This is a genomic window from bacterium, assembly GCA_035505375.1.
Taxonomy (GTDB): domain Bacteria; phylum Hydrothermota; class Tepidihabitantia; order Tepidihabitantales; family Tepidihabitantaceae; genus UBA2258.
Map to the genome: position 1 here is coordinate 1 of DATJQV010000015.1, position 25,279 is coordinate 25,279.

A 25,279-nucleotide genomic window follows, 5' to 3' on the forward strand; every position below is an offset into this window, starting at 1 on the left:
GCCTTTGTCAAAGAGGAGCCAATCAAACCCACCGGGCATCGAGTACCGCTTACCGCCGACAATCGCGATCAAGTACGGGTACTCTGCCCCATAGCATTTGATGCGCTCGATCCCTTGGTAGAACCGAACTCCCGGCAAGACACGTCCAAGCGGAGTCGCAATCACTTCGCTGAGACCGTATTTGCTTGAAAGCGTATCACCCTGCGGCAGCGCCCGTAGTGTGACTTTGACTGTCTCTTCCTTCGGCGGCTTGCGGAGACATGCCGGTGCCGGAGAGAAGGCGAGCAGCACCAGAAACCCGACGACGACAAGCCCGGCGCGGAGGTCGCGACTGGCGCGAGGGTTCATTTTACTGAACCGCGTGACTTGGGATTCATGGATAGGGGAGATGGAAAGTTACGCACGCGGATGTAGACCAGGTCTGGTCGGAGGGCATCAATACCCAAATTCGGGCTCCTCGTGGTGCGGACCGAAGATGTACGAACCGCCTACTTCGAGGCCAAGGAGCAGTGTCGGCGAAGCAAGATGCCACGGATCGAGCAACTCGGCCCTGACTGTGACTGCGTACCATGTGTAGGTGGCACCGACAGCACAAAGGACGTAAGGGTGAGGTGGAAGCTCGTCCGGAATCCAGTTGTTGTGAAAGTAGGTTGCCGAGACATACGCCGTGCCTCGATTCCAAAGCTCGTTCGGAGTGAAGTCCCAATATACCCTTGCCGAAAGGGGCCAGGTGGATACCTCGTAGTACGCCCACGTCTGCGCCCAGGTGACGCCGGCGGTGACACCGATGTTATCTGTGACTTCTGCCCCTAGCTCGAGCCGTGCTCTCTGTTGCTCCGCATGCCAGTCGAACCCCACCTGCCCGCCCTCGAAGTACGCACCCGCGGACCACTCTATGAGCCCAACGTCGGCGGCTGCTCTCACGTTCGCCAGTGCGGTTGAAGCAACACACGAGAGCGCCAGGATGGCCACGGCAGCGACGCGGCCGCTGGAACGCCCGGGCCATCTGGACGTCATGCTGGACCTTGCCACGGCAGGATTACTTCCGCAGCGGGAAGCCGCATCAGTGAAGGGAGAGCCTCCTGCACGCGGGCGGGGATGAGGCGGTTGGGACAGCGGTCACCGCTTCGGAAGAGATTCGACGATGTTCACATCATACTCCTTGATGAGTCCCTTCGCACCCTTCCTGTACACAAGGTCGAACTGGCCGGTCCTGATATGGGAAGAAAAGTACCATTCCTCTTGTAGTCCGTTGATGACCACGTTGAGCTCAGCGTCGTATCGTACGGTGTTTATCACCTGCATTGTCCGCACTGCATCCAGGAAGGTGACGGAGTCTTCAACCGTCAGAACGACGAAGGCCTTCGCAAGCGCCATGGTATTCCTGTCGTCAACCCTCCGACCGGTGTCGAAGAGCAGCTGGTTGAAGTGGTAGGGCATCATGTAGCGCTTGCCGCCGGCAATCGCCATCAGATAGGGAGATGAAGGCAGTCTCCCGAAGTTAAGTCCTTCGTAGAATCGGGCAGCCGGGAAGGCACGTTCCAGCGAGGCCGATGTCACCTCGCTAAACGGGAACAAGTCCTTGAGAAACCCCGTGTCGTTCTTCTGGGCAGCAAAGTAGCTGGGCACCATCTCGGGAAACTTGTGAAGGACGTCCATGACCTCGCTCGCCGACAGCGGCCGTAGCGTTACCTTGACCTCTTCCTCCTTCGGCGGCTTCCGGCCCCAGGCCGCGGCAAGCGAAAAGGCGAGCAGCACCAGAAGCCCAGCAATGGCCAGTCTGGCGCGGATGTCTCTCGGACCCGACTCATTCATGGCTGGATTCCAGAACCCGCGAACGGGAGTTTGAATGGGGGAGACGTGTCAAATCGACGTGCGGAGTCGGACCAGTAGCTACCCATGACTCGGTCCGAGCACGGTCACGGCGTTCCCGTTGGGAACATAGATACGACTGCCGTCAGGCAGTACGGAAGGTGCGCCAGCCGTACCGAGAGGTAGCTGTCTAAGCGTGAAGTTGTCGTTCCGGCGGATGATGCTGACGGTCCCTCCGCTCATATCGTAGAGGCACCTGTTCCCGGGCAGCATCAGCAGGTACCGCGAGTCCAAGGCGATTGAGTCGATCTTGGCGAAGTCCGAGCATCGGTACAATTCCACTCGCCTGGCGTCATTGCACGCGACGTACGCAGTCTCACCGGTCGGGCTGAACAGGATGGACGTCGGACGGTCTCCGGTCATGAAGGTCTTCTCTACGGTGCGGTCGAGCGTGCTGATGACTGCTATCTTGTTTCTGCGCAGGCAGGCCACGTAGACGTGGCGCCCGTCGGGCGAGCAGGTCACCGCGCAGGGGCTGTCGCTCACCGCGATGCGCGCCACGGCTGAGCCATCACTCAATCGGGCAATTGAGACTTCGTTCTCGGTCTTGTGCGAAATACAGAACAGCGTGTCACCCGGAAGCAGGGCCATTCCGTCGGCAGCCGACGATAGCCGAAGCGTATCCATAGCCGAGTTGTCCGACGTTCGGATTACGGAAATCGACTTGCTGCCGTGGTTGCCAACGTACACTTTGTCGCCCGCGGCAGACGCGATGCAGAAGGACGGGTCGGACTGCACGCGTATGCTATTGGTGATGGAGTTAGTGCCGGGGTCCAGCACATAGACCGAGCTATCGTCACCGCTCGTCACGTAGACCGCACTCCCGTTCGGAAGAACGCAGGACCAAGTCGGGGTGTGGCCGAGTTGCAGCGCCGCATAGATGCTGTCAGGATGCATCAGCGTCTCGGGGACAACGTGCACAGTGCAGGGATTGGACCAATTGCCCCACCGTGCCGTGCCAAAATCGGGATCGTTCAGTTCCCGGCACTTAACTATGTAGGTTCCCTGCGCAGTGTAGACGTGTGCGTACTTCGTGTCTATGCCGGTCCACTCTTCCTTTGGGTTGTCGCCCCAGTCAAAGACGACATTAGTGGCGTTTATGTCCGTCGCCCTGAAGACGGTTCGGGTGTTTGTCCAACCCGAGTCGGGACCAACAAGAGTGGGCGTTGGCGGCTTGGGGGTGATGCAGCCCGGCAGCGCCATCAGCGCAGCCAACAGAACGAGCGTCGCAGGGATGCGGCCGCCGGAACGTCCGGGCCATCTGGACGTCATGCTGGACCTTGTCACGGCTGGATTCTAGAACTCGGCAACGTGGATGTCAAATGGCCGAGGGTCCGGTCAATCCCCAATCTACAATCCTCAATCCGCAGTCCACAATCCTCAATCTACAATCCAAAATCTAAAATCCTAAATCACCGTTCTGTTCGTGCCGGGCTAGTGCCCGAGCAGGGTTCCGTTCCGCAGCAGCAGTTCGTTGAGGTTCAGGGCGAAGGAAAAGCGGTAGTTCTTGTGCATGTTGAGGTAGAAGAGGGTGTTGTCCTGACAGAAGTCCACCCTGAAATAACGCAGGTCCAGACCGAGCCCCCACGTCAGCCCCTCGCGCTTGTCGCTGGTGTCCGCGCTGTTCGAGTAGAACCAGCCCCCGCGCGCGGCCAGGAACGGCAGCGGCCTGACTTCGATGCCGACCGAGTGCGTGGGATAGGTATCGAGGAACACTTTGCGAAGGTCGTAGAAGACCGACGCGCCCCAGTTGTCCATCAACCAGTCATGGGGGAAGTAGCGCTCGGGCACCGAGAAAGGGAAGTCCTTGAGCCCGAAGTCCTGCGCCGTCACGGTCCAGCCGACTCCGGCGTCCACCAGCGCGGGCAGAGCGTCGGTTGCGCTCAGGTCGCTGTACTTGATCCTCGTACCGACGTTGCTCACTGCGACGCCGATGCTCGGTGAGCCCAAGCAGGTCTGCGGCCGGGCGAGCACGCCTACGTCGCCCGCGAATGCGCTGGTGGTAAAGACAATCGACGTGTCGTAGATTCCGGGCTCGACGGCCCAGACGTGGTGCGACCCGTCGTATTCAAGGTCCAGCCCGAATCCAAGCCAGTCGGAAACCATCGTTGATGCTGTTACGCCGGCATCCCATTCATAATCGGACGAATAGCGGTCGCCGTAGTGAACGCCGCTCGTGAATACACCGACATTGACGGTATTGAGGAGCGGGATGATCCCGACCGCGCTCCAATAGTCGGTCGGCTCACCCCACGGCATTCCGTTAACCTCGGCGCCGGCTTCAGCGGACTTAAGGAACGCCGGCCCGGCCGGATTGTAGAACACGCCGTCCGCAGTCCCGGGCAAAGCCGCGCCAATGCCGGCCATCGCGCTCTGCCTCGCACCACGGTAAACGGTCAAAAAGGAAGCGCCGTAGTCATAATCAGCCGACGCAGTTGCGACGATCAACAAAAGACCGGTCAGAATGATGGACTTCATGATTCCTCCTGCCCCGCGGCCGGGGCTGTCAAACCGGCGGGCCGAATCTGCCTAGATGTCCCGAAGCTTCACGAAACAGGGTGCCTGTCCCTGGCTTCCCGCAAGACTAGCCACCGTCTATGGCTTGGCTGGAACGGCGGGCAGTTTGACGTCAGCCCGAGTCATCGTACCGTCCTCCGCGAACTGCGGGCTGATCCTTATTCGTTCCGTCCGGACAAGTCTATCCTCTTCTTGAACCTCGAATGAAACCCACGGCTGGGTGTACACCCTGAATATGGAGCCATTCTGTAGTGCGTCGTCCGGCTTCTCCGCGACTCTCTTTGCCAGCGTGTCGCGAATGTCCTCGGATACCACAGTGATGTTAGCGTCCTTCTCCTTATACACGATATGCTTCTGTCTGGCGACGAAGTTATCTACGACCAAGGCGATGTCGTACTTCGCGCCTCTGTCGAAGTCGAACACGCTCTGCTGCAGAAGGGTCACCAGCCTGCATTCTATTTTGGTGAGGTTGAGCGCCCCCCATTGGTAGCGAAGTTGTTTGAACGCGGCCTTATCGAGATCGACCTCCACATCGCTCAGCACAGCCAGGCGCGCGCCGTCGCGGCCATCCTCGAGGAGTGGTATGCTGTCGCCAATCCGAGGCGTGACCTCGCGCTGAAGTGCTAGCAGCACCGCCGTCAGGTTGAGACCTTTCCGTCCATCCTTGGTTGAGTAGAGGTCATAGACCGGGTCGGGTCGTACGTCCTTGCCTATTGTGATGCCCAGTTCTAACGTGCGAGGGAACACATCGACTAGCGGAATCGCCATTGCGCCAGGCATCCGCAGATTCGTCATCTTCGATGCGAAGACGTGCAAGTAGAAGTGGATGGCCCGACCCGGCAGTCCCCATTCCTCGGAGGTCAGTTCACGCACCACGAATATGTCGATGCCCTTGGACTTGGCGTAGTCCTTTGCGCCTTCCTCATAGCCCGAGGTGGTGAACATGACGCCTTTGGATGCGTTCACGTCCTCGACCGTTGCGAACAGGATGTCGATTCTGCTTCTGTCCACCCTGTCTTTCCATCGCTTGCACTCGACGACAGTCATGTACGAGTGCAGTTTCGTGCGGACCGTGATCAAGACATCGATCTGACGTGACGCCCCGGATTTACCTTGAAGCATCACGTCGTGTTGAACAACGAGATTGGGGTCCTCGGCATATAGATCCCTCACGAAGAACTCGAAGTCCTTCCAGTCTATCAGCTTGTCAAGGTAGGGCATCTATCGCCCCGATTCGAGCAGCCGTCCGACATAGGATACAAGGGTCGTCGTTAGTTGCATGACGCAGTCTGCGTCTATACGGCTGAATGTTGTGTGCGAGGCATGGTGGGGCTTGCTCGTAAGCGCCCACAGGGTACCTGCCATTTCGCTGACAGCAGCGCGCTTCGCCTTGTCCAGGACGCCGGACAGATGCTGCTCGACGTAAGCAGCCGTTCTGTCCTTGAACGACGGTTTCTGCGGAAGTCCCTTGAGCTTCGTGGACTTTGGGATTATCTCGATTGCCTTGCGGCATTCCGCCACGCAGAGGTCATAGAGGCCGTTCGTGTAGTGGGCCATTGCGGTGGCCAGATGTGTAGTCGACCTTGAGAGACTATCACCGGTCAAACTCGGTCGAGCAATCTCAACCAGCCAACTGCTTCCATACCCGACATGCGGAAGCACGCGCTCCACCCATACGGATCTCGGTATGCTGAACCGGAATTCCAGCCTGCCAGTTGTGAGAGACACGATCGGGGGTTCCTCCCGGAGGTCCGGCTCAGGACTTGTCGGCACGGGCAGGTGCTTGGCTACCAATGTGGTAAGCCGGGCCGATATGTGCATGTCGCCGTCGCGCGCCGCCTCAAGGGCGTGGAGTCTTTCTGCGTCTAGCTGGACTTTGATGTACTCATAGCTTTCATGACTGCGTAGCGTCGAGACAAGAAGAGGCGGCGACTGGACGTGGGCAAACGCCCTTTCTTGGTTCTGTTGCCCTGCCGCCACGTCACCCCACACGGATATCAGCGTGTAGTGTCGGGTCAGCCTCGGTCCGGCAGCATCGTCAGTCCTCGATTGGACGCTCTGCATTGTCCATATGGCCGGTATTTCCAGTAAGGGCAGCGTGCGGCCGCCGGAACCGCGAACTGCCGCTGCCTCAATGTTCACCTTGCCGATATGATAGTTGTCCACCTGTATGGAGAAGTCTGGCATGAGCTAGGTCTCCCTTTTCTGGGTCGATCGTCGCGCTGCGCCTCGGCGGGCCCGAGACGGCGACCGGTCGCTGACGGCAATGGGCTCGGTGTCCGACGTGGCATTGGTGAGTTCGAGTTGAGCGTGGCCGTTGTGGACGTGCTTGGGCGCTTCCTTGAACGTAGCCTGAAGGGGTGGGACATCAAGGCCTTTGCCGGCGAGCAGTTCGGCAATCGTGCGGAGTTGTATGCGCGGGTAGTCGCCGTTCCAGCCCGGCGAGTGATAGAAACCAGCGTCAGCGGCTTCAGTACGCATGGGCTGTGACGGCTCTTCCATCGTAATCAAAACGCCGATTGCAGCCTGCTCCCGGTCGAGCACACCGCGGAGGTCGCGTACATGCGCCACGCCCGTATGCCCGGCCTTGACAGAGAGAATCACTTGCTTGGTTTTACCTTCGTCCTGCTCGTCATGGAAGTAGATGCGGCCGTCAATGCCTTTGTCCGCGCCTTTCTTGCTTTCGGCCGGGCGGGCGTCCACCAATCCGAGCGCCCACCACTGGAACTGGTATGGGTCCTGTTTTGCCAGCGCCTCAGCTCCGGCCACGTCGGTAGGCTCACCGACTACCTGAAACTGCGCGTCCTTCCCGAACGTGTCGAAGAGACGTTTCTTCATCAGTGTGATGGCCAGATGCGTGACGTCGATGCCTATCCAGCGGCGGCCGAGCCGCTGGGCTGCAATGATGGCAGTGCCGCAGCCACCGAAAGGGTCGAGCACCACACCGTCTTTGGGGCTGCTCGTCTTGATGATTCGCTCGAGCAGCGCCTCCGGCTTCTGGGTCGGGTAGCCCAGCCGTTCGCCGGTTCTGATGCCGCGCAGCATTTCGATGTCGCCCCACCAGTCCTGCACAGGAACGCCTTTGCTCTCGTCGAGATAGCGTTTCTCGTACGGCATCCCAGACTTGGAGTAGACCAGCTTGCCCGCTGCGTCGAGCTGGGCCATCCTTTCCTTACTGTAGCGCCAGTAGCGGGTCACGCCCTTCCACTCATAGTGCGGGTTGCCCTTCGCGGCTCCGCCCGGCCCGGTGACGTCAGCCTTGTTGAACAGCCGCCCCGTCACCGGTTCGACGTTGCGATACCAGTTCTTGACCGTGCTTTCAGGCAGCGGGAGGTGAATCGCGTTGAACGTCGCCGTTTCGGTCTTGGTGTAAAACAGGATGACATCGTGGATTCGGCCAAGGTGAGTAGCGCCCTGCTTGGCGTCGCTGTGGGCGTCTGATCGCTTCCACACTATCTCATTCACGAAGCGCTGCGGACCGAACACGGCGTCCATGAGAATCTTCAGATAGTGGCTGGCGGTAGGGTCGCAGTGCAGGTAGATGCTACCAGTCGGCTTCAGGACGCGTCGGAGTTCGACAAGACGTGGGGCCATCATCGCAAGGTAGGCGAGCATGTCGTTGGGGCCAAGGTAGGTGCGGAAGGCCTGCATCGCCTGGCTCACCTTGCCGCCTGCCTCCACGATTTCCTTGTACGCGTGCGCCGCGGCTTCATCCCACTGCCAAGTGTCTTCAAAAGCGTGAATCTGCGCCGCAGACTGCGAGCCGTTGCGTTCCTTGAAGAGGACGTTGTAGTCTTGATTGCTCTTGAACGGCGGATCGAGATAGATGAGGTCAACCGACTCATCCTTGACGTAACGACGCAGGATGTCAAGGTTATCCCCGTAGTACAGCAGGTTAGGCTGATTCCCGTCTGGCATCGTTGGTGAGGATAATCGGTATTACCTCGCAGTCAAGCCGAGAGCCGCAGAGCCGTTGTGGCTGAAACTCAGCACCGGGATAGGAGCCGTCATAAGCGTCGGGATAAGAGCCCTCATAAGCGCCGGGATAAGAACCCTCATAAGCGCCGGGATAAGAACCCTCACAAGAGCCGGGATAAACGCCGTCACAAGAGTCGGGCTAGACGCCGGCATAAGAGCCGGGATAGACGCCGGCATAAGGGTCGGGATAAACGCCGGCATAAGAGCCGGGATAAGAACCCTCATAAGAGCCGGGATAAGCGCCCTCATAAGCGTCTGGATAAAGTCCGGGGTAGACCTCCCCCCAACGACGGGGGGGCGGGAAATCAGCACTTAGCTCAACTTTCTCTTGTACAAAAACGCGGAAACCGGGTTATTACTATATGAGGACGGTCAATCGAATGCGGAATAGGAGCGAATCATGAGCCAGTTTGTGCTTGACGAACGGACGCGGGCAGTGCTGGACCGCGTAAGGAACAGCACGGCCACGCTGTCGGTGTACGACATGCCGTCGGACCTGGCCGAGGCCGCGGTGTGGGAGATAGGTAAGATAGTGCTGGAGGACCGGCATCTTCCGCTCGTGCAATACAATACGTACCGATGGTATCTGCGCGAGCTGTCGAAGCTGCTCAGGACCAAAGCCGATTGGGAACTCGCCCTGGAGCTTGAGGTCTGCCTGCGCAAGTGGGTCGGGTACAAGTTGGACCTTGGCCTGCTGCAGGTGCTGTTGTGTGAGTGCTGCGACCGTATTGCGGCGATGACTCCCGAGCAAGTGGAGGATAAGGCTGAGACAAAGGTCGAGGCCGGACATGGGGGGACGTGTGAGTAGCCGGATGCCGAAGCAGCCGGGGCACCGGCACTCGAGCAAGTTGCTGCGGGAGGTTGTGGCGGCGGTGGTGCCGGCGGATGCCTGCGAGCGGTACATGCCGTTTGCACGCGAGTTGTACGTCTCGTTTCACGGTAGCCGAAAACAGGGGACAGTCCCACGGCGCGCCTGCGTCCGACTCGGCGCGGTACAGTCCCCGTTTTCGCCCGACTTTTCCCGACGTACCAAACTGGTCGTGCAGAAGTGGTTTGTCCGGGGACTTTCCGGACATCTGATGTGGCTGATTGGGGAGCGCATGCTGGGTCGGATGTATCCTGAGGCGCGCCCCTATTATCGCCCAAACTGAAGGAGGAAGACAATGAGTAACGATCCTATCCGACAGGCCGAGAACTATGAGGTCAGTCTGCGCCTTGGTGTGAACGGTCAGCTTTCCGAGGACCAAATACGGACGCGGGTTCTGAGCTTTAGCAGGGCCGCCGCGGAACAGGCCGGGCTGGTCTCGGCCGTGCGGCAGATACTCTGCAGCGCAGGCATCGTGCCGATGATGTTTGCGTACTACTACAGTTTCTCTCGCGAGCTGGCCAAGTTGACGCGGCGAGAAACGTCGACCGAGTTGCAGCAAATCGAGATGATGTCCCTCGTGACGAAATGGTCGATGCGCGGTCTTGACCGGCCGGTGTTGCTGGCGATAGCAGCGGACATATACAACATCCCGGCCGCCGCGCCGGACGCCACACGTCAGGATGAGTCCGGCCGGCATGAATGATATTGACTGTTGACTGTTCGTTGGGCATACTGACGCACAAGGTTGGTACGGTTCGCGATGGTCCGGCCGGGCGATAAGGCCCGTTCTGCCGGCATAATACGAGGTTGGAATGGAGACGATCATGTCAGTATCCGCAAAGGCCCGGGACCGGGCCGCCGAAAACGAAAGCGACCTCGCCCTCGTGCTGAGGGCGCAGGCCGAAGACCCATCCGCAAAAGCCGAACTCTGGCTCCGCTACCGGGACGAGTTTGTTCACTGGGTACGGCGCTGGAATCATCTCAACCAGTGGGAGGACATATTCGTCGATAGCGCCGCCTCCCAGCTCATTGAGGTCCTGGACAAGTACCGGCCCGGCGGGTCGGCCTTCAGCTCCTGGGCGTACACCGTCGCGCGCACCAGTGTGCTGAAGCAGGTCCGCGACCTCTCCGTCAATCACCCGGATGTTTCTCTCGATACCGTCATGGGCGAGTCACTGGCCGTTTTCTTCGGGCCGGAGACCGCTTTCGTGGTACGCCGCATCCGGGAAGAGGCATATCGCCTGTTAGGTCTGAAAGGGGCGGCGGTACGCGGGCGCTTCTATGAGGACAAGACCGACGACCAGATTGCGGCCGAATACGGAACGACCCGCCGGGTAGTCGGCTACCGTCGCCGGCAGGGTCTGGCCGAGATGGCCGAGCATCTCCGTGACGTTTCCTGCATGTTGGATTGTACAAAATCCCTCTTTCCGGGTTATTACTATATGACAACCGATGAGCAGGAAAACGAAGATGCCCAACCGGGCGGAAAGGAAGGTGAGTAGCTGTGATAGATCCCTCAAGAAGGATCGAGAACTGGGACGCCGGGTTCGATACGACCGCGATCAAGGCCAAGACCGACAAGAAGCGGCCGAAGATGCTCGAACACGTCAGCTCGGTGCAGCCAATGCTGGCCGCGATGGAGCTGCAGGTGAAGCAGGTCTGCGACGGAGCCGGGTGTTCGATTATCCAGTACCCGTTCTATCTGTGCTTCGGGCGCGAGATGTGGAGCCTGACGCGGAAGGACGTGTCGGGCGAGTCGATGGCGCAGGAAGCGGCAACGCTGATCGCCAAGTGGGTGGCGCGTGGGCTGGCATCTCCGGTGCTGCAGGCCATACGCAGCGACGTGTTCAACGTGGGCGCGCCGATCAGCCCGTGACGGCGTGCCACTGTGCGGGCGGAGCGCCGCAGCCGGGCTCCGCCCGCGACGCTGAATTCGGATGGGGGAGACCTAATCGTTTATCGGGGAGGTGATGAACATGCTCTACATAGTCCGAGCGCTGGTCTTCCTGCTGCAGACCGCTCTGAACGCGTCCGGCATGACCATGACGCTCGCGGCGGCGGACAACGCACCGCAGGGCGGCACTGCGCTGGGCACGGCACCGGCCCTGTCCAAGCCGGTGCGTACGCTGGTGATAACCAGGGGTCAGGGCGAGACGCTTACGACCTTCTGGACCGGCTACTGGACGCTGGCGACCTAGCCTTCGGGTGCAGTCGGGGCCGCGCCGATGAAGCGCGGCCCCCGCGTTGAAGTATGAGACAAGGCTGACAGCTTGACTTGAGATGGTGCACCACTATAATCGGGCGTTGACGGATACGACCACAAAGGAAAGTGAATCGAGTGCCGGCGAACGGGCGAGTTCGGATGCTATCCTGTATGCAACGCTGGGGTACATCCCGCTGCTCTTCTTTCTGCCTTTGTTCGTGGGGTCGAGAGAGCCGTTCGCCAGATTCCACGGCCGGCAGAGCCTGGTCATGTTCGCGTTCGTGTTGTTGTTCAACCTGCTGGTGAGCATCACCGACCTGGTGCTCGGTGCGATACTCGGCAGGATGTTCCTGATCGGGTTCTTCTTCAAGGCCGTGGCCTGGCTGATTCACTATCCGGCCGGGTTGGTCGTGGCGTTGGCATACGTGACGCTGGTCATCATGGGTATCGTGAATGCCGCCACCGGCGAATACTGGCGTATTCCGGTAGTGGGCGCGTACGCCGAGCGGCTGAGGTTGTAAGGCCTGGGCCGACATGAAATGAAGGAGTTGTAAATGGACGAGACACCGAAACCCGAACAGTCCGTGACGCCGCCGCCCGCAGGCGGTGACGAGGTAGCACAGGCCAAAGGGACAGCCTGGCTGTCTTACCTGTGGATACTCTGGCTGATCCCGCTGCTGACCATGAAGGAGAACGCCTTTGCGAAGTTCCATGTGAAGCAGGGCATCATACTCACCATCTATGGTTTTGCGGTGGGCATAGTCGGCGGCGCGATACCGTTCCTCGGGTGGTTCATCATCGCGCCGGTCGGCTCGGTCATCCTGCTTGTGCTCATGATCATGGGCATCGTCAATTCGCTCAACGGCAAGTACTGGAAGTGCCCGCTGGGCGTGGCAGTTCTGGCCGAGAAGTGGTTTAAGTTCTAGAAGCGCTGCACGCAGGCCAGGATCATCGTTATCTGAGGCTGTACGATGGTTGAGGCGGCGAAATACGACCAGCCGGTAACTGCGCTGCCCGCGGTCACGGACGTCAAACAAGCCAAGTGGCTAGCTTGGCTGTCCTACCTGTGGATTCTGTGGTTGGTTCCGCTGTTCACGATGAAGAATAACGCTTTTGCCAAGTTCCACGTGAAGCAGGGCATCATACTCACCTTCTACGGGATTGTGTTGAGCGTGGTCGGCGGAGCAATAGCGCTTCACTATGAGCGGTGGCCGCTCGGTTGGTTCATGCTGTATCGAATCGGTTCGCTAATCATCGTGCCGGTAGGCTTCATCATCCTGCTGATTCTCGCAATCATGGGCATGATCAACTCGGTCAGCGGCAAGTATTGGAAGTGCCCGCTTGGAGTCGGGGTCCTGGCCGGGAAGTGGTTTAAGTTCTAGATTCAGCTTTCACCGTCGAGGAGAGACGCCGCCTTTGGGCGGCGTTTCCTTAGTCTGAGCAATCCACATTTCTATCCACCCCTGCTTCCGATAATATAGATTATGTAAACTAGACGTGGAGAACTCCTTGGGTCGCCGAACCAAGCGTATGACGTTTAGGAGTTGGTGGCGGACCGGTAAATCTGCGCGAGTGTCTCCCCCGCACGGGGCCAGAGGTAGTTCTTCATGATGCGTTCGCGCAGGGCGGAGTCTTTCTTGCGGGCGAGAGTCTGTTCTATCGCGTTCCGAATCGATTCTTCCGACGCCGGTTCGAGGTAGGCGGCAAGGTCGGCGAAATACTCCTGCGTCCCACCGTAGCGGGTTATGCAGACTTTCGCGCCGGCCAGCCCGGCTTCGAGCGCGGCGAGTCCCGGGGTTTCGTATAGCGACGGCAGGATAAAAGTGTCGCAGGCCGCGTACGCAGATTCGAGCAATGGCGAGTCAGGGGCAAGCCCGGGTATGACCTTGATGTTGGGCGAATCGGCCACCAGCTTCATACACTGGTTGGCATACCCGGTCTCGGATACCGGGCCGATGAGCACGGTCGGGACGTTCAGGGCTTTGGCCGCCTTGAGCATGGGGAAGACGTTCTTGCGTGCCGGGCCGACGTGGCCCACGTAGAGGACGAAGTCGCGCAGGCCGTACTCCTTTACGAACAGGTCCGGGGTGGCATTCGCAAACCTCTCCTCCACGCCGTTCGGCAGTTCGTGCATCTTCGTTTGTGGCACACCGAAGCCTTTGGCCAGCATGTCCATCTCGTCCATGGTGTCAGGCAGCACCAGTTCAGCCATGTCGCAGAGTTCTTTGCAGAACATGTGCTCGGTCCAGAACCCGCCGCGTTGTCTGACTTTGCCGGCAAGCCCGATCGCGGTCGCGACTCGTGCCGGACTGTGGCGGGAGTAGAACACCGGCGTAACCACAAGCTTCATGCCCAGGCCGTGCATTGAGCGGCCAAGGTGGTACGTGCCGACGTGCGAGCCGAACAGGTGGAAGAAAGCGAAATCTTTGAGGTCGTAGCGCTTCCAGGGATCGAACAGTTCGACCTCGACCCCGAGCTTTGCCAGTTCGCGCGCCAGCGAGCGCATTTGCACTTCTACGCCGCCGCCAAGCACGGTAATCGCGGAGAACGAACCGAAAAGAACCCTCATAGCGCAGGACGCAATTCCCAAGTCCCGAATTCCCAATTCCTACTTGCGGACTCAGGCTTTGGCATTTGGTATTTCGTCATTGATTAGGAATTAGGAATTGGTCATTCTCGTTCGGAACTATACCCTAGCCGCGATGGCCCTGCAAGTTCTTCTGTGCGCGACGCCTCAGGCTGCGCGCATGCAACAGGAGGCTGGGTTTGCGGGTAGTGAGTTGCTTGCGGTCGAACGGGATCGGTTCAGGCAGCGCGTGCCATTTGAGCCCGGCAAGGTCGTGTTTGCCCGAAGCAGCCGGCAGCGTGGCAAAACGCTCGCCCTGCTCCACAACAATCGGGACGTCGCTATCTTCCGTGTTTACAGTTGCTTCCAAGACATTCTCGGAAACGCTGGCGCTCCAATGCAGCCGCTCGCGACGCTGCCACCACCGCGCAAACTGGGTCATGGTCGTCGTCGCGCCGCACCGTTCCTTGGCGTAGTGAAGTACTTCTGCCAGCAGGTCGCTGAACTGGGCGATACGCTCGGGGTGGTCGTAGAGGATGCAGGGTTCACGGCGGGCGACCTGCAGGTCTATCACTGAGCGGAAGTAGGCTGCCATCTGTTTCTCGTCGGCGCGGGCAGCAACCAGCCTGCCGAGGCAAATCGGATGGACCGGCACCTGCAGGACGCGGCTGAGACGAGGAGCCAGAAGCGAGGCGTGAGGAGTTTGGTCAGAGCGGTGCTTCACCCTTCTCGATTCACTCTCGACGACCGGCCGGAAGGGAAGGTCGTCGTAGGCAAGACAGAACTCGGAGGAGTATTCGAAGCCGAGTTCCTCAAATGCCCGGTTGAGGTTTGGGTTCCATTCGCCAAACGGCGCTACTACGCCGCAGGGCTTGAGGCCGGCGTCGGCCATCGCCTCCTTTGCCGCGCGGAAGTTGTCGAGGTTGTGCTCATGGTCGGGGTAGACCGTGTGGCGCATGCAGTGCAACTGGATGTCGTGGCCCTGGCGAGCCAGGTCAGCGAACAGGTCGAGATGCGCGCGGTGCTTGCCCACGTTCACGAACCAACTGAACTTCATGCCGACCCGCTCGGCAAGCCGGGCGACTGCCTCAAGGTCGCGCCGCGGACCGAAGTCAGTGTCAACCCGGAATGCGAAGACGCTTGAGGTCCGGCCGGGGTGTGTGGCCAGGTGGACGTAGGGCAGGCCCCGGTGTGCCAGCAGCGCTCTGAGGCAGTTGCCGACGAGCCTGCGCACCTCTCCCCTGCTCGCGCGCGCCACCGTGTCGTAGGGCAGCCGTGGAGTACGAGCGTAGAACTGCTTGGGCCCGTAAGCAACCGTGCTGAGCACATCGAGCACACGGAATGGCAGTATTATGCAGAAGCCACGGCCAACCGGCGCCGTGCGGATTGCCATGTCGCCTGAGTCCGCAGTTCCGACGTTCGCGCCGGAGAGTATCGTACCGGCAGTGTCGGTATCGACGATTCCCACGTTGCGGAAAAGTGCAGACTCACCCTCGGGCGCTATCCAGCGCAGACGCCTGTTCTCGGGCGTGAACTCGAGCCAGACACCGGCGGCATTGATACCCGGAGCAAGGAGGCCGCCGCCTGATTCGATGTGTTGCCATATCCTCTGCGCATGCAGGGCGCCCGGTTCCTCGTTGAGTATGACCACTGTCCGGCCGCCGATCCGCGAACCGGTGTGGAAGCAGACGCCCTCCTGGCGCAGGAGTTCCACCCAATGGATGTCATCTTTCCAGAGCGTAATCATCCGTTCCCCGCCAGTCCTATGTCCTCGGCAGTAATGCCCCGCAGCAGCAGGATGAACACGGAATAGGTTAGAGCCCCGAAACCGATGCACCCGACCAGGTTCATGTGGCGCAGGAGGTAGATGACGACCGTCATGGGCACAACCGCCGCTACCGGCGCGAGGGCCCTCAGGTCGAAACTGGGCTTCGTCAGCTTCAGCAGGTCTCGCCCCATCAGGCCGAGCAGGACCACCTCGCCGGCGACGATGGCCAGGGCCGCGCCCATGGAACCCGAAAGCGGAATCGCGACCAGGTTGAAGACGACCGCGGCTCCCACTCCGATCGCCGTGTTTCTCAGGAACCGGCGTTCGCCGCCGGCGGCGAGAAGCGTGTACCCGGCGAGACTGCTGAACATGCTGAGCGGCAGGAACCAGACCATGATACGCAGGACCGCGAAGGCCGCCACGTACTCGGAGCTGAATACGGCCCCCAGAATCGGCCGGGCAAGGACGACCGCGCCGACACAGAATGGGGTGCTGACCGCGAGAATCAACCGCGCTGCCGTGCCGATGAGCTCGGGCAGGCGGCCGGGTTGGTCCTTGATGAACCGGGCGACTACCGGGAAGAACGCTGTGTAAAAGATGCGGTCCAGGGTCATGAGAAAGAACACCAGGCGGTAGGCGCTGTTGTAGATTCCGGTTTGCTGAAAGGTCGCGATGAGGCCGAGCAAGATCAGGCCGAGGTTGACGTGCACCTGAGTGAGGATCGATGAAGCCCCGATGGGCCAGGCCGACTTCAGCAGTTCCCGCCAGCGGTACGAGACTATCCGGAACCGAGGCAGGCCGAAACGCGGCACGTAACTCAGGAACAGCACGAGCCCGCCCAGAAATGTGGCCAGGCCGAACGCGACCGGCACGAGCAGCAGGTCGGAGGAATTCCGGACCAGGACAAGCGCAATGCCGAAGTAGGCGCAGTCAGTGACCACACGAGAGACCGAAACAAAGCCCATCTTCTCCGCGCCGATGAATACCCACTCAAACAGCAGGCTCTGGATGATCACTCCCGCGGCAAAGAGAACGAGCAGCCATCTCACGCTTGCCGGCTTGGGCAGGACCAGAGCAACAAGCCCCATCACCGCGGCCGCAATGACGCTGAGCAGCAGCCGCAATGGCACCACGCTGCCGACCAGTTCACCTGCCGTGGACCGGTCCTGCGCCACCGAACGGGTTCCGACCGTTGCCAGCCCGAGGTCGGAGAACACGGCACCGTAGGCCATGACCGCAGCGGCAAAGCCGACCTGGCCGAATCCATCGGCCCCGAGCCGGCGCGCCAGTAGCGCGACCGCAAGAAAACCGAAGATGCGCGACGCGGCCTCGCCGGCAAGAAGGTATCCCGCGTTCCTGACCGGTGTCCTCATCCGGCCAGCCCCGCGTACAGGTCGAGCAGCGCCTTCTCGGCGATTCCCCAATGGTAGCGTGCCAGCACCGCTCTCCTTCCTGCCGTTCCCTTTGTCCGGCACAAGCCGGGGTCGGAAAGCGCCTCGACCATGGCCGCGGCTATGCTCTCGGGCTTCTTCGGTTCGACGAGCCAACCTGAGTCGGCGTCCCTGACTACGGGGCCGATCTCCGGAAAGTCGCTCGCTATGACCGCAAGCCCGGAGCCCATGAACTCGAAGAGCTTGTTCGGCTGGCCCGTGTAGTCGTTGCCGCGTTCCGGCTGAAACAGAATCAGGCCGGCCAGGCAGGGCCGAATCGCATCGAACATGTCCCGGTAAGCAAGAGAGCCAAGGAACTCCACGTTGGATTGAATTCCCTGCGAGCGAATGAACTCCCGCGACCACGTCTCGATGTCGTCGCGCGGGTCGAATTCACCGATGACCCGCAGCCTCACATCGGGAAACCGCTGCACGACCGGCACGAGCGCCTCAAGCAGCTTGTGAAATCCGCGCGGGCGGCTGACAAGTCCGGTCCAGGCGAACCAGGGCTTGCGCTCGGCCGCTGGTTCAGGCAGCAGGTCAAGCGGCGGGTAGTTCGGCACAAGCACGGGGACGCAGCCCTGCTTCTTGAAACGTTCGGCCCGGGTCAGGTTGGTTTCGATAACGGCGTCTGCGTCGCGGCAGGCCCTTGTCTCAAGCCGTGTCACCGCGAGCCAGCCGAGCCAGCGGACCGCCAGCGATTGGTCCTTGCGGTCGAGCCGCATCCGCGGGAACCACTCGCTTGATTCGTACACGACCCTGATCTCAGTTCGGCGACGTTTGAGTGCGAGCCCGGCCCTGAGCGTCCACGGGTCAAGGCACTGATAGATGTCGCACGACTCTTCTCTTGCCGCGCGGGCCACCGCATTGATGAGCTCGGGTTTGGGCCGGCGCGCTTTGATGACCAGCCTGACTCCTGATTCCGACCGAGTCTCATCTTCATCTCCCAGGCCGACCAGCCGTACGTCGTAGCCCGCGCGCGCCAGCGAGACCGCCTCCCGGTCAAAGAAACGGCTGTATCGGGCTGGGTGTGAGGTCGTCGACAGGCAGACCCGCAGCGGTTGCCCGGGCTGGCTCAAGACGGCTGTTGCTCTGGCTGGGAAGGCGCCGGCTGCTCGCCTGATTCAGGAGGCTTCACTGCCGGCTTCAACTGTCCCAGCACGCGCAGACATTCCCGCGCGGTGTTGGTGTGGATTTCAGCCGTGTCCGTCGGGTCATGCGCGTAGCCGCCGGCAGTGACCGGCACGACCGGGATTCCCCGTTTGTAGCAACCATCGATGACTATCCGGTCACGGAAGGCCAGACCGCGCTTGGTCAGGCGCAGGGCCCCGAGCTGGTCGAACTTGAACGGGTCGGCTCCGGCCACGTAGACCACGAGCTCGGGTTTGTGCTGTGCGAGTATCTTGCCCACGACGCCCTGCAACTGCTCGTTGTAGAGTTCGTCGCCCGTTTCTTCGTCCAGCCCGATGTCGTAGTCGGAACGTTCCTTGACCGGGTAGAGACGTTCCTGGTGAATCGAGAAGGTGAAGACTTTGGTGTCGCCCTGGAATATCTTGGCGGTGCCGTTGCCCTGATGCAGGTCGCAGTCGATGACGGCGGCCCGCTCGATGCGCTTCTCCTGCTGCATCTTGCGGATGCCGACGGCGATGTCGTTGATGTAGCAGAATCCCTCGCCGTGGTCGGCGTACGCATGGTGAAACCCGCCGCCGAGGTGCATCGCGATCTTGTCCTCGAGCGCAAACCGGCAGGCCGTCACGGTCCCGGATGCGAAAAGCATGAAGCCCTGAACTACCTCTGAGTTCAACGGGAGCTCGGAGTGTACGGTTCGCTGACTCCAGCGGAGGTTGAGCAGGTCGTCAACATACTCCGGCGTGTGCACGAGCCGGATGTCGTCAAGGTTGGGCTCCGGCGGTTCGATGAAGTCGGTCGGCTCTGCCTGACCGGCGGTCAGCAGGTTATCCCGCACCATCGCATACTTCTCCATCTGGAAAACATGCGCGCCGATGTCCAACTTGTAGCGGTCGGAATAGACGAATCTCATCACGGGTCCTTTCACTTCGCGGTTGCGCCCCGAATTCGAGGCGCAGAATTATAGGCCTTTCCCTCCGGCTGTCAAACCGGATGTCCGCCCCTGAATCCGAGATAGATGGCCACGAAGACACGAAAACGGACTGAAACGGACTCGTGGGCTCCTGCACCCGATCGTTTCGTGTCTTTCGTGTTTTCGTGGCTTCAATATCGGCTCTGGGGTCCGCGCCGACGCTTCTCTAACAAGGAGACGAAAGCCTCCAGCCTGGTCAGGATTCCGGTTTCGCTCGAGTGCTCGTCGAGCGAGAGCGGCAGGTAGGCGATGTCCGCCTCGCGCGCCGCCTTGGCCATCGTCGGCTGGACCACGGTCCCGGGCATGCAGCCGAACGGGTGGAGGTGAATGACCCCGTCGAATCCGTCCTGAGCGGCGAGCAGCAGTTGCCCGACCGAGTTCTGGTCCTCACCGCCCACGCAGTAGCGCCAGTACGGCGCGCTCAGCTTGCGCATCCGCTTCACTTCGCTCTTGCCCAGCCTGAAACCGTGGAATCCCAGCCAGCGATGGGCGGTCAGGAACGGGTCTACCAGCACGCCCATCTCCCCGAGCCGGGCGACGATGTCGAAGTTGATGAAGGGCTCGACTACGCAGTAGCTCTCCCCTACCAGCTTGACGCGCAGTGTCCGTGTTCGACCGTTCCGGGGCAGCGCGGCAAAGCTCCGCCGGGCCGAACTCCTGACGCGCCGAATGGCGGCCGGGCCGTCTGCGGTTCGCAGTTCGTCGAGCACCGAGTCGAACAATCGGCGGCAGGCCCCGGGGTCCAGCGCGCTTGGCATGGACCGCCTGAATCGGGTTTCGACTTCGTCGACGGCGGTCGACTTCAGCCAGCCGATCCTGAAAGCTCGCAGTCCATTGATGACGGCGAGCGACATGCGGCCGCGGTTCAGCGAGCGTACTTCACCAACGATGGCCGGGATCCGGTCATGGCGCAGCTCCAGCAGCCGGAACTGGAAGCCTTCGTCGCGCAGTATCTGCGATTGCAGACGACCGTAGTAGCCGAAGCGGCACGACCACGAGCCGGTTACATAGACCAGCGTGTCGGCGCCGGCTTCGAGGCACCGGACCATGTTGCCCAGTGTCACCTTGAATGGCACGCAGATCGTCTCCGGCGCCAGTCGAGCGCCCAGTTCCAGGGTCGCCCGGGTGGGTTTCGGCGGCAGCACGACGTCGGCTCCAATCGCGCGGACCAGCGCATCGAGCGCAATCGGGGCCGTGCCCATGTAGGGAAACGCTATCTTCACCGTTTCCTCAATCTCAGCAGGTCGACGAACGACTCAACTCGCGTGACCAGCCCGGCCTCGCCCGTATGCTCGTCCAGCAACAACAGAACCGTTGGAACACGATGCTGATGTACGGCGATGCGCTGAATGAGCTCATTCGTCACCGCTCCGGTTCCACATGCGAAGCTGGCCACCAGCAGCAATCCGTCTACCTTCTCGACCTCAAGCAGCCGCCGGGCCGCGGCCAGCAGCTCCAGTTCGTAGTACCAGTTGAGCGCCCAGTCCTGCCGCGACTCGGCCTCAAGCTCGGCATCGGTCGGAAAGACGACCACGGTGCGCGCGCCGGCCTTCCTGACCTTGCCCAGCAGATCAAGCCCGAGGCCCGAGTCAAACAGCAGATAGGGATGGCCTACAACACCAACCTTGATGGCTCCGCTTTCAGGCATCAGACCGTCTCGGTTGCAACCGAACATGTGCAACGGCGAACTCTCTTCGCGCGTCCTCCTGGCAGCGGCCTGCGCGGCCGCCCGGGCGTTGCTAAAGGCGCTCCGGAGGCGCGGTCCCTGGTCGAAACGGGAGACCGCGGCGCAGAAGGCCTGCTCTTCGGTTTGGAGATTACCATCCAAGACAGGCTCGACGACTGTCGGCAGTGATTCGAATACGGCCCGTGTCAGGTCGGGCAACGCGATTGCCTTGGGACAGCCGAAGTACCAGTCGCCCGCGAGCCTGGTGCAGACGATTCTGGGCAGGAAGAGCGCATCGACCTTGTCCATTGACACGGCAACGTGTCCCAGGAATGCCTTGACCGGCAGACAGAGTTCTGAAGGTGATAATCTCACGCCCTGGTCAATCACGGGTCGACTGGTGGGGTCAGAAAGCACGACCTCCCACCCGAGCTCGGCGAAGAACGTACGCCACATGGCATAGTGGTGGTAGGTATGGAGCGCGCGACAGATGCCGATTCTCATGGCCAGGGGGGAACATCATAGGGAACGGAGTAGCGCAATCAAACCGGGCAGGTGCGCTCGTGATTGACACCGGCGGCCCTGCATTTACACTCACATTCGTGCACCGCCTGGCGTTTGTGTTCGCGTTCCTCGCACTTGCCGGATGTCACCACTGCCTGAGAAGCAGCGGCGCTGATGGTCAATCGATTGTGAGATTCACTGCCGCGGACGCCCCGCCGGTGGACAGCGGGTCATACCCCGGTCCGCTTCAGATCCTGCCAAATGGCGACCCCCTTGCAGTCAGGGCGGCTCCGCTGCAGGCCGACGTGGCGGCCCACGAGAAGATTCTACGCCAGCTCGTGCGGGAGCGCATCTCCGTGAAGTCCCCGCTCGAATTCCAGCCCATGTTCGTCGCGCAGGACTCCCGCAACCAGAAACTGATACTCCGCTACTTCTCACGCGCCGCCGACCAGACCGTGGTTGCCGGGTGGCAGGCGCAAATCGTCTACTCCCTGCCGTTCCTGCGGCTGGAACACGCTTACGTGCAAGCTGTGCCGCTCGAGTAGCTGACTGAGCTTGCAGCATCGCCAGCCTGTGGCTTGACTTGCCGCGCGGTGTCGGTTACGATTGCCTCGTTCGGGGCGTGGCGCAGTTGGCTAGCGCACCAGCTTGGGGTGCTGGGGGTCGCCCGTTCAAATCGGGTCGCCCCGACTGATGGCGAGGCCCTGCCCCAGAAGGCAGGGCCTCGTCTTGCCGAACGACCTGCCGCCGTCCGCTCACTCCATCAGCCGTCGCCCGTCTTCCCGCTCAAGTTGACACAACATTCGGCCAGCGTAACATCTCTTGGAGGCGTTGGATTCGCGCGTGCCGCGCAGGCAAGGCCCCGACGCGGGCAACCTGAACTGCCGGCGCCGATGGTTGAATGTGAGCTGACGAGTAGATGAGGAGAAGCGATGTTCAAGTCGTTGCGACTTAGCGCGGTGATTGCAGTTGTGGTACTACTGGTCGGAGCAGGATGTAAGAAGAACTCTCCGCCCAATCCCCCTGACATTCAGGGCCCGGCTTCGGCAAGGCCGGCCGTGGCCCTAAGCTACGGGTTCACGAGCACCGACCCTGACGGCGACAGCGTGTCGTATTCCGTCTCGTGGGGCGACGGCACTCCTGCCTCGTGGTCGCCGGGTAACCCGAGCGGCGCAGAGTATTTCGAGAGTCACACCTATGCCGACTCCGGAAAGTATTTCATCAAGGCCATGGCCAAGGACATGAAGAACAGCGAGTCGGCCTGGTCGGATTCCGTCCAGATAACGATTGGCTCGTTCCCGCCGAACACGCCCGTCCGTCCGCAGGGCAAGGCCGCGTGTACGACCGGGGTCGCGTACACCTACACCACGAAGGCCTCGCACCCGTTGAAGGACAGCGTCAAGCTGCAGTTCTACTGGGGCGGCGCTGCCGGCGATACCTCGGCGTGGGGCGCGCTGGTCGCCAGCGACCAGAACTATTCGACCGTGCACACGTTCACGACTAGAGGGACCTACAAAGTGGCGGCGAGGGCTATGGATGCATACGGCCTCAGGTCGGCCTGGTCGGACTCGCTGGTAGTCACGGTCGACTCTCCGGTACACGCCAATCCCGGTGAGCAGCCGCACAGTCTGGTGCTCAGCGCCGCAAGTGACAGTACGGTCAACATAGCATGGGCTGCCCCGACCGATTCGGCGCCCAGCCGGTACGTCATCTCGTTCAAGCAAACCCGGACCACGACATTCGATTCGGTCGGCTACACGACCACGGCACTGAGCTTTGTTCACAACCCGTCCTACAAGACCGGCACCTATCAGGTGACCGCGGTGTTCGCCGGCGGACTGAGGAACCCCTCGGCTGAGACTCCGACCACGACCCCGGCATACAACGTCACGCCGATAATTCCGGAGCTGAGCGACACGGCCTACGGCAACGCCGGCTATGGTTGGGACCGGGCCGGCTCAGGGGCAGAGTTGCACGACATGACCAATACCGACACGGCGGCCCTGGTTGACTTCTACGTCACCGACTTCAAGGCGGGTTACGCCGGGCCCTTGTACTACACGGCCAGTCCGCAACTGGCGCCGACCGACCCGGGCGGCATCGGCATTCCGGCATCGCCCTACTGGCACAACACCGGGTTCACACTTCTCGACAGCGGTGCGACCGAGGACGACCCGCTTCCCCGCTACGCCTCATATCGCTATCGGGACAGCGCGGCCCTCGACACATTCCCCATGTTCACCGCGTTCTATACCTACGACAGCTTCTTTGGCCTGGTGAAAACAAACAGCATCGACTTGAACGCCGGGACCGCCAACATCGAGACCTGGTTCCAGCGCGTCAAGAACCTTCGCCTGATACAGCACTGAGAACGCAGCCGGAGTACTAAATCACAGCCGGCAGGGGCTATCGCTCCTGCCGGCTGAATGCTATCCGGCTTCGGTCTAGTCGCCGGCTAGGGCTTCACCGCAGCGTAGAAGGCCTCGCGCCCTCTGAAGACGCGGAACAGCAACGGACGCTTCGAACCGGCCATCACCTTCTGTATCTTCTCAAAATCGGCCGCGCTGCGCACCGGTGCGAGGTTGATTTCGTTGATGACGTCGCCGGACCGAAGGCCTGCCTCCGCGCCGGTGCCCCCCTCGACGTCCGTGACCTCAATACCATAGTCAGGTTCGCCGGACCGTGGCTCTGCGGCGTGGTAATCCTTCACCACGATTCCAAGCCAGTGTTTGGTCGTGAAAACTCTAGGCATCGGCGGCGCTGGCGTGACCCATGACCCGAGGATGACAATCAAGATCCTCTCGGGGCCACCGCTTCGTCCCCTGAGGACGCCAAGCCCGACTGTCTCGCCTGGGCTGCGACTGGCCACCTCGCTCTGGAACCAGCGTACATCCGGAATCGATCTGCTATCGAGGTCTATTATCACATCACCAGGTCTGATTCCCGCCCTGTCTGCAGGCTGGCCCGGGTCAACCGATGCGACCAGTGCTCCACATCCCGGGCTCGCGCCAATTGCTTGACCGATTGCCTCAGTTATCGCCTGGGTCGTCATGCCGATGTAGCCTCGTGTCACCTTACCGTTTCTTATGAGCTGCTCCGCGACCGATTTCGCCAGGTCGATGGGCGTGGCGAACCCGATGCCGGTCGGCCCACTGCGTGGCGTGCGAATGAAGCTGCTCACGCCTACGACCCGCCCCTGCACGTCGACCAGAGGGCCGCCGGAGTTGCCGGGGTTGATGAGCGCGTCGGTCTGGATGAAATCCTGGAAATCAGGGCCGGTTGACTTGGCCAGCCCCCACCGCGACAGGCCGCTGACGATGCCGGCCGTCGCCGTACCTTCGAGGCCGAACGGGCTGCCCATGGCCATGACCGGCTGTCCAACCTCCAGCCCGTCCGAGTTGCCGAGCACTGCCGGTGTGAACCGGCGCTTCGCCCTTACCTGAACGACCGCGAGGTCGGTGACCGGGTCCACGCCCACCACGACGACATCGTTCCCGCCATAGGTCTTGTCGTCCGAGAATCTGACCGTCACGTCCTCGTAGTCAGCCACGACGTGGTTGCAGGTCAGAATGTGGCCCAGCGTGTCGATGACAAACCCGCTGCCCAATTCCTGCGACTGGGTGGGCCCCCGGGTACCCGAGTCGCCTGCCCCGGCTACCGCCTTTTCGGTCACAATGCTCACAAGCGACGGCCGCACCGCATTCGCCGCGGAAGAGAAACTGACCTGCGCCAGCGCCGCACCGGCAATCATGACAATACAGGCAAGCGCTTGCTTCATCGTGCGTCCTCCCCTATTCCCTCGGCCC

28 protein-coding genes and 1 tRNA gene are annotated in these 25,279 nt (G+C 61.2%); 13 read left to right on the forward strand and 16 right to left on the reverse strand.

From position 1 onward, the window contains the following. From VMH22_02295 to VMH22_02330, 8 genes are all read right to left on the reverse strand, one after another. On the reverse strand, positions 1-348 hold a 348-nt coding region (locus VMH22_02295), incomplete at its 3' end, for a hypothetical protein (protein HTW90521.1). 87 nt (positions 349-435) lie between these two features. After that, on the reverse strand, positions 436-1,032 hold the full coding sequence (locus VMH22_02300; protein HTW90522.1) for a hypothetical protein: 597 nt from the start codon (positions 1,030-1,032) through the stop codon (positions 436-438). An 87-nt stretch (positions 1,033-1,119) separates the two neighbouring features. Beyond that, positions 1,120-1,815: a hypothetical protein gene (locus VMH22_02305; GenBank protein HTW90523.1), complete on the reverse strand. Its 696-nt coding sequence runs from the start codon at positions 1,813-1,815 to the stop codon at positions 1,120-1,122. A gap of 78 nt (positions 1,816-1,893) precedes the next feature. Next, positions 1,894-3,159 (reverse strand): YncE family protein, encoded by a 1,266-nt coding sequence (locus VMH22_02310; protein ID HTW90524.1) that lies wholly within the window; start codon positions 3,157-3,159, stop codon positions 1,894-1,896. Between the two features lie 147 nt (positions 3,160-3,306). Then, a complete protein-coding gene (locus tag VMH22_02315; protein ID HTW90525.1) occupies positions 3,307-4,350 on the reverse strand; it encodes a hypothetical protein in 1,044 nt (347 codons plus the stop codon). A 117-nt stretch (positions 4,351-4,467) separates the two neighbouring features. Next, on the reverse strand, positions 4,468-5,610 hold the full coding sequence (locus VMH22_02320; protein HTW90526.1) for a restriction endonuclease: 1,143 nt from the start codon (positions 5,608-5,610) through the stop codon (positions 4,468-4,470). Next, positions 5,611-6,576: a hypothetical protein gene (locus tag VMH22_02325; GenBank protein ID HTW90527.1), complete on the reverse strand. Its 966-nt coding sequence runs from the start codon at positions 6,574-6,576 to the stop codon at positions 5,611-5,613. It abuts the gene before it with no gap. Between the two features lie 3 nt (positions 6,577-6,579). Continuing rightward, a complete protein-coding gene (locus tag VMH22_02330; GenBank protein HTW90528.1) occupies positions 6,580-8,307 on the reverse strand; it encodes a DNA methyltransferase in 1,728 nt (575 codons plus the stop codon). 55 nt (positions 8,308-8,362) lie between these two features. Between VMH22_02330 and VMH22_02335 the strand changes: the two genes are divergently transcribed. The 10 genes from VMH22_02335 (at position 8,363) to VMH22_02380 (ending at position 12,820) form a co-directional block, all read left to right on the forward strand. After that, the gene (locus VMH22_02335; protein HTW90529.1) at positions 8,363-8,683 is read left to right on the forward strand and encodes a hypothetical protein; all 321 of its coding nucleotides are present in this window, start codon (positions 8,363-8,365) and stop codon (positions 8,681-8,683) included. 84 nt (positions 8,684-8,767) lie between these two features. After that, entirely contained in the window at positions 8,768-9,175 is a 408-nt protein-coding gene (locus VMH22_02340) for a hypothetical protein (GenBank protein HTW90530.1), read from the forward strand. Positions 9,176-9,179: 4 nt separating this feature from the next. After that, positions 9,180-9,518, forward strand: a complete 339-nt coding sequence (locus VMH22_02345) for a hypothetical protein (protein ID HTW90531.1) — start codon at positions 9,180-9,182, stop codon at positions 9,516-9,518. Between the two features lie 12 nt (positions 9,519-9,530). Beyond that, positions 9,531-9,938 carry a hypothetical protein gene (locus VMH22_02350; protein ID HTW90532.1) on the forward strand — a complete coding sequence of 136 codons (408 nt, stop codon included), beginning with the start codon at positions 9,531-9,533 and terminating at the stop codon, positions 9,936-9,938. Positions 9,939-10,059: 121 nt separating this feature from the next. Next, complete coding sequence (locus VMH22_02355) at positions 10,060-10,737, forward strand: sigma-70 family RNA polymerase sigma factor (protein HTW90533.1); 678 nt, start codon at positions 10,060-10,062, stop codon at positions 10,735-10,737. A 2-nt stretch (positions 10,738-10,739) separates the two neighbouring features. After that, positions 10,740-11,111, forward strand: a complete 372-nt coding sequence (locus tag VMH22_02360; protein HTW90534.1) for a hypothetical protein — start codon at positions 10,740-10,742, stop codon at positions 11,109-11,111. Between the two features lie 100 nt (positions 11,112-11,211). Beyond that, a complete protein-coding gene (locus VMH22_02365) occupies positions 11,212-11,433 on the forward strand; it encodes a hypothetical protein (protein HTW90535.1) in 222 nt (73 codons plus the stop codon). 82 nt (positions 11,434-11,515) lie between these two features. Beyond that, positions 11,516-11,959, forward strand: coding sequence for a hypothetical protein (locus VMH22_02370; protein HTW90536.1), 444 nt, complete (start codon positions 11,516-11,518; stop codon positions 11,957-11,959). 33 nt (positions 11,960-11,992) lie between these two features. After that, complete coding sequence (locus VMH22_02375; GenBank protein HTW90537.1) at positions 11,993-12,364, forward strand: hypothetical protein; 372 nt, start codon at positions 11,993-11,995, stop codon at positions 12,362-12,364. A 45-nt stretch (positions 12,365-12,409) separates the two neighbouring features. Further along, a complete protein-coding gene (locus tag VMH22_02380) occupies positions 12,410-12,820 on the forward strand; it encodes a hypothetical protein (protein ID HTW90538.1) in 411 nt (136 codons plus the stop codon). Between the two features lie 155 nt (positions 12,821-12,975). Here VMH22_02380 and VMH22_02385 read toward each other — a convergent pair whose 3' ends face one another. The 7 genes from VMH22_02385 to VMH22_02415 all read right to left on the reverse strand — a co-directional run bounded on the left by VMH22_02385 (position 12,976) and on the right by VMH22_02415 (position 21,473). Continuing rightward, the gene (locus VMH22_02385; GenBank protein ID HTW90539.1) at positions 12,976-14,007 is read right to left on the reverse strand and encodes a glycosyltransferase family 4 protein; all 1,032 of its coding nucleotides are present in this window, start codon (positions 14,005-14,007) and stop codon (positions 12,976-12,978) included. A 124-nt stretch (positions 14,008-14,131) separates the two neighbouring features. Further along, complete coding sequence (locus tag VMH22_02390; protein HTW90540.1) at positions 14,132-15,751, reverse strand: polysaccharide deacetylase family protein; 1,620 nt, start codon at positions 15,749-15,751, stop codon at positions 14,132-14,134. After that, the gene (locus tag VMH22_02395) at positions 15,748-17,145 is read right to left on the reverse strand and encodes a flippase (GenBank protein HTW90541.1); all 1,398 of its coding nucleotides are present in this window, start codon (positions 17,143-17,145) and stop codon (positions 15,748-15,750) included. The genes VMH22_02390 and VMH22_02395 overlap by 4 nt, the downstream gene beginning before the upstream one ends. After that, positions 17,142-18,281, reverse strand: coding sequence for a glycosyltransferase (locus VMH22_02400; GenBank protein HTW90542.1), 1,140 nt, complete (start codon positions 18,279-18,281; stop codon positions 17,142-17,144). Before VMH22_02400 ends, VMH22_02395 begins: the two co-directional genes overlap by 4 nt. Then, positions 18,278-19,243: a histone deacetylase gene (locus tag VMH22_02405; GenBank protein HTW90543.1), complete on the reverse strand. Its 966-nt coding sequence runs from the start codon at positions 19,241-19,243 to the stop codon at positions 18,278-18,280. The genes VMH22_02400 and VMH22_02405 overlap by 4 nt, the downstream gene beginning before the upstream one ends. A 191-nt stretch (positions 19,244-19,434) precedes the next feature. Continuing rightward, positions 19,435-20,526 (reverse strand): hypothetical protein, encoded by a 1,092-nt coding sequence (locus VMH22_02410; protein HTW90544.1) that lies wholly within the window; start codon positions 20,524-20,526, stop codon positions 19,435-19,437. Then, on the reverse strand, positions 20,523-21,473 hold the full coding sequence (locus VMH22_02415; GenBank protein ID HTW90545.1) for an acyl-CoA dehydratase activase-related protein: 951 nt from the start codon (positions 21,471-21,473) through the stop codon (positions 20,523-20,525). Before VMH22_02415 ends, VMH22_02410 begins: the two co-directional genes overlap by 4 nt. A gap of 98 nt (positions 21,474-21,571) precedes the next feature. On the opposite strand from VMH22_02415, the gene VMH22_02420 reads away from it, so the two are divergent. From VMH22_02420 to VMH22_02430, 3 genes are all read left to right on the forward strand, one after another. Continuing rightward, the gene (locus VMH22_02420) at positions 21,572-22,018 is read left to right on the forward strand and encodes a hypothetical protein (protein ID HTW90546.1); all 447 of its coding nucleotides are present in this window, start codon (positions 21,572-21,574) and stop codon (positions 22,016-22,018) included. Positions 22,019-22,089: 71 nt separating this feature from the next. Beyond that, positions 22,090-22,163, forward strand: a tRNA-Pro gene (locus VMH22_02425). 242 nt (positions 22,164-22,405) lie between these two features. Next, a complete protein-coding gene (locus VMH22_02430; protein ID HTW90547.1) occupies positions 22,406-23,842 on the forward strand; it encodes a PKD domain-containing protein in 1,437 nt (478 codons plus the stop codon). Positions 23,843-23,928: 86 nt separating this feature from the next. On the opposite strand, the gene VMH22_02435 is transcribed toward VMH22_02430, so the two are convergent. Next, positions 23,929-25,251: a trypsin-like peptidase domain-containing protein gene (locus tag VMH22_02435; GenBank protein ID HTW90548.1), complete on the reverse strand. Its 1,323-nt coding sequence runs from the start codon at positions 25,249-25,251 to the stop codon at positions 23,929-23,931. Between the last annotated feature and the right edge of the window lie 28 nt (positions 25,252-25,279).

Excerpts from the sequence above, each read along its gene's own strand:
- VMH22_02325 (HTW90527.1), bottom strand. The coding sequence starts at position 6,576 with ATGCCAGACTTCTCCATACAGGTGGACAACTATCATATCGGCAAGGTG.
- VMH22_02355 (HTW90533.1), top strand. The coding sequence starts at position 10,060 with ATGTCAGTATCCGCAAAGGCCCGGGACCGGGCCGCCGAAAACGAAAGC.
- VMH22_02390 (HTW90540.1), bottom strand. The coding sequence starts at position 15,751 with ATGATTACGCTCTGGAAAGATGACATCCATTGGGTGGAACTCCTGCGC.
- VMH22_02320 (HTW90526.1), bottom strand. The coding sequence starts at position 5,610 with ATGCCCTACCTTGACAAGCTGATAGACTGGAAGGACTTCGAGTTCTTC.
- VMH22_02380 (HTW90538.1), top strand. The coding sequence starts at position 12,410 with ATGGTTGAGGCGGCGAAATACGACCAGCCGGTAACTGCGCTGCCCGCG.
- VMH22_02365 (HTW90535.1), top strand. The coding sequence starts at position 11,212 with ATGCTCTACATAGTCCGAGCGCTGGTCTTCCTGCTGCAGACCGCTCTG.
- VMH22_02315 (HTW90525.1), bottom strand. The coding sequence starts at position 4,350 with ATGAAGTCCATCATTCTGACCGGTCTTTTGTTGATCGTCGCAACTGCG.
- VMH22_02340 (HTW90530.1), top strand. The coding sequence starts at position 8,768 with ATGAGCCAGTTTGTGCTTGACGAACGGACGCGGGCAGTGCTGGACCGC.
- VMH22_02395 (HTW90541.1), bottom strand. The coding sequence starts at position 17,145 with ATGAGGACACCGGTCAGGAACGCGGGATACCTTCTTGCCGGCGAGGCC.
- VMH22_02435 (HTW90548.1), bottom strand. The coding sequence starts at position 25,251 with ATGAAGCAAGCGCTTGCCTGTATTGTCATGATTGCCGGTGCGGCGCTG.
- VMH22_02385 (HTW90539.1), bottom strand. The coding sequence starts at position 14,007 with ATGAGGGTTCTTTTCGGTTCGTTCTCCGCGATTACCGTGCTTGGCGGC.
- VMH22_02415 (HTW90545.1), bottom strand. The coding sequence starts at position 21,473 with ATGAGAATCGGCATCTGTCGCGCGCTCCATACCTACCACCACTATGCC.
- VMH22_02375 (HTW90537.1), top strand. The coding sequence starts at position 11,993 with ATGGACGAGACACCGAAACCCGAACAGTCCGTGACGCCGCCGCCCGCA.
- VMH22_02350 (HTW90532.1), top strand. The coding sequence starts at position 9,531 with ATGAGTAACGATCCTATCCGACAGGCCGAGAACTATGAGGTCAGTCTG.
- VMH22_02430 (HTW90547.1), top strand. The coding sequence starts at position 22,406 with ATGTTCAAGTCGTTGCGACTTAGCGCGGTGATTGCAGTTGTGGTACTA.
- VMH22_02345 (HTW90531.1), top strand. The coding sequence starts at position 9,180 with ATGCCGAAGCAGCCGGGGCACCGGCACTCGAGCAAGTTGCTGCGGGAG.
- VMH22_02330 (HTW90528.1), bottom strand. The coding sequence starts at position 8,307 with ATGCCAGACGGGAATCAGCCTAACCTGCTGTACTACGGGGATAACCTT.
- VMH22_02405 (HTW90543.1), bottom strand. The coding sequence starts at position 19,243 with ATGAGATTCGTCTATTCCGACCGCTACAAGTTGGACATCGGCGCGCAT.
- VMH22_02305 (HTW90523.1), bottom strand. The coding sequence starts at position 1,815 with ATGAATGAGTCGGGTCCGAGAGACATCCGCGCCAGACTGGCCATTGCT.
- VMH22_02370 (HTW90536.1), top strand. The coding sequence starts at position 11,516 with ATGGTGCACCACTATAATCGGGCGTTGACGGATACGACCACAAAGGAA.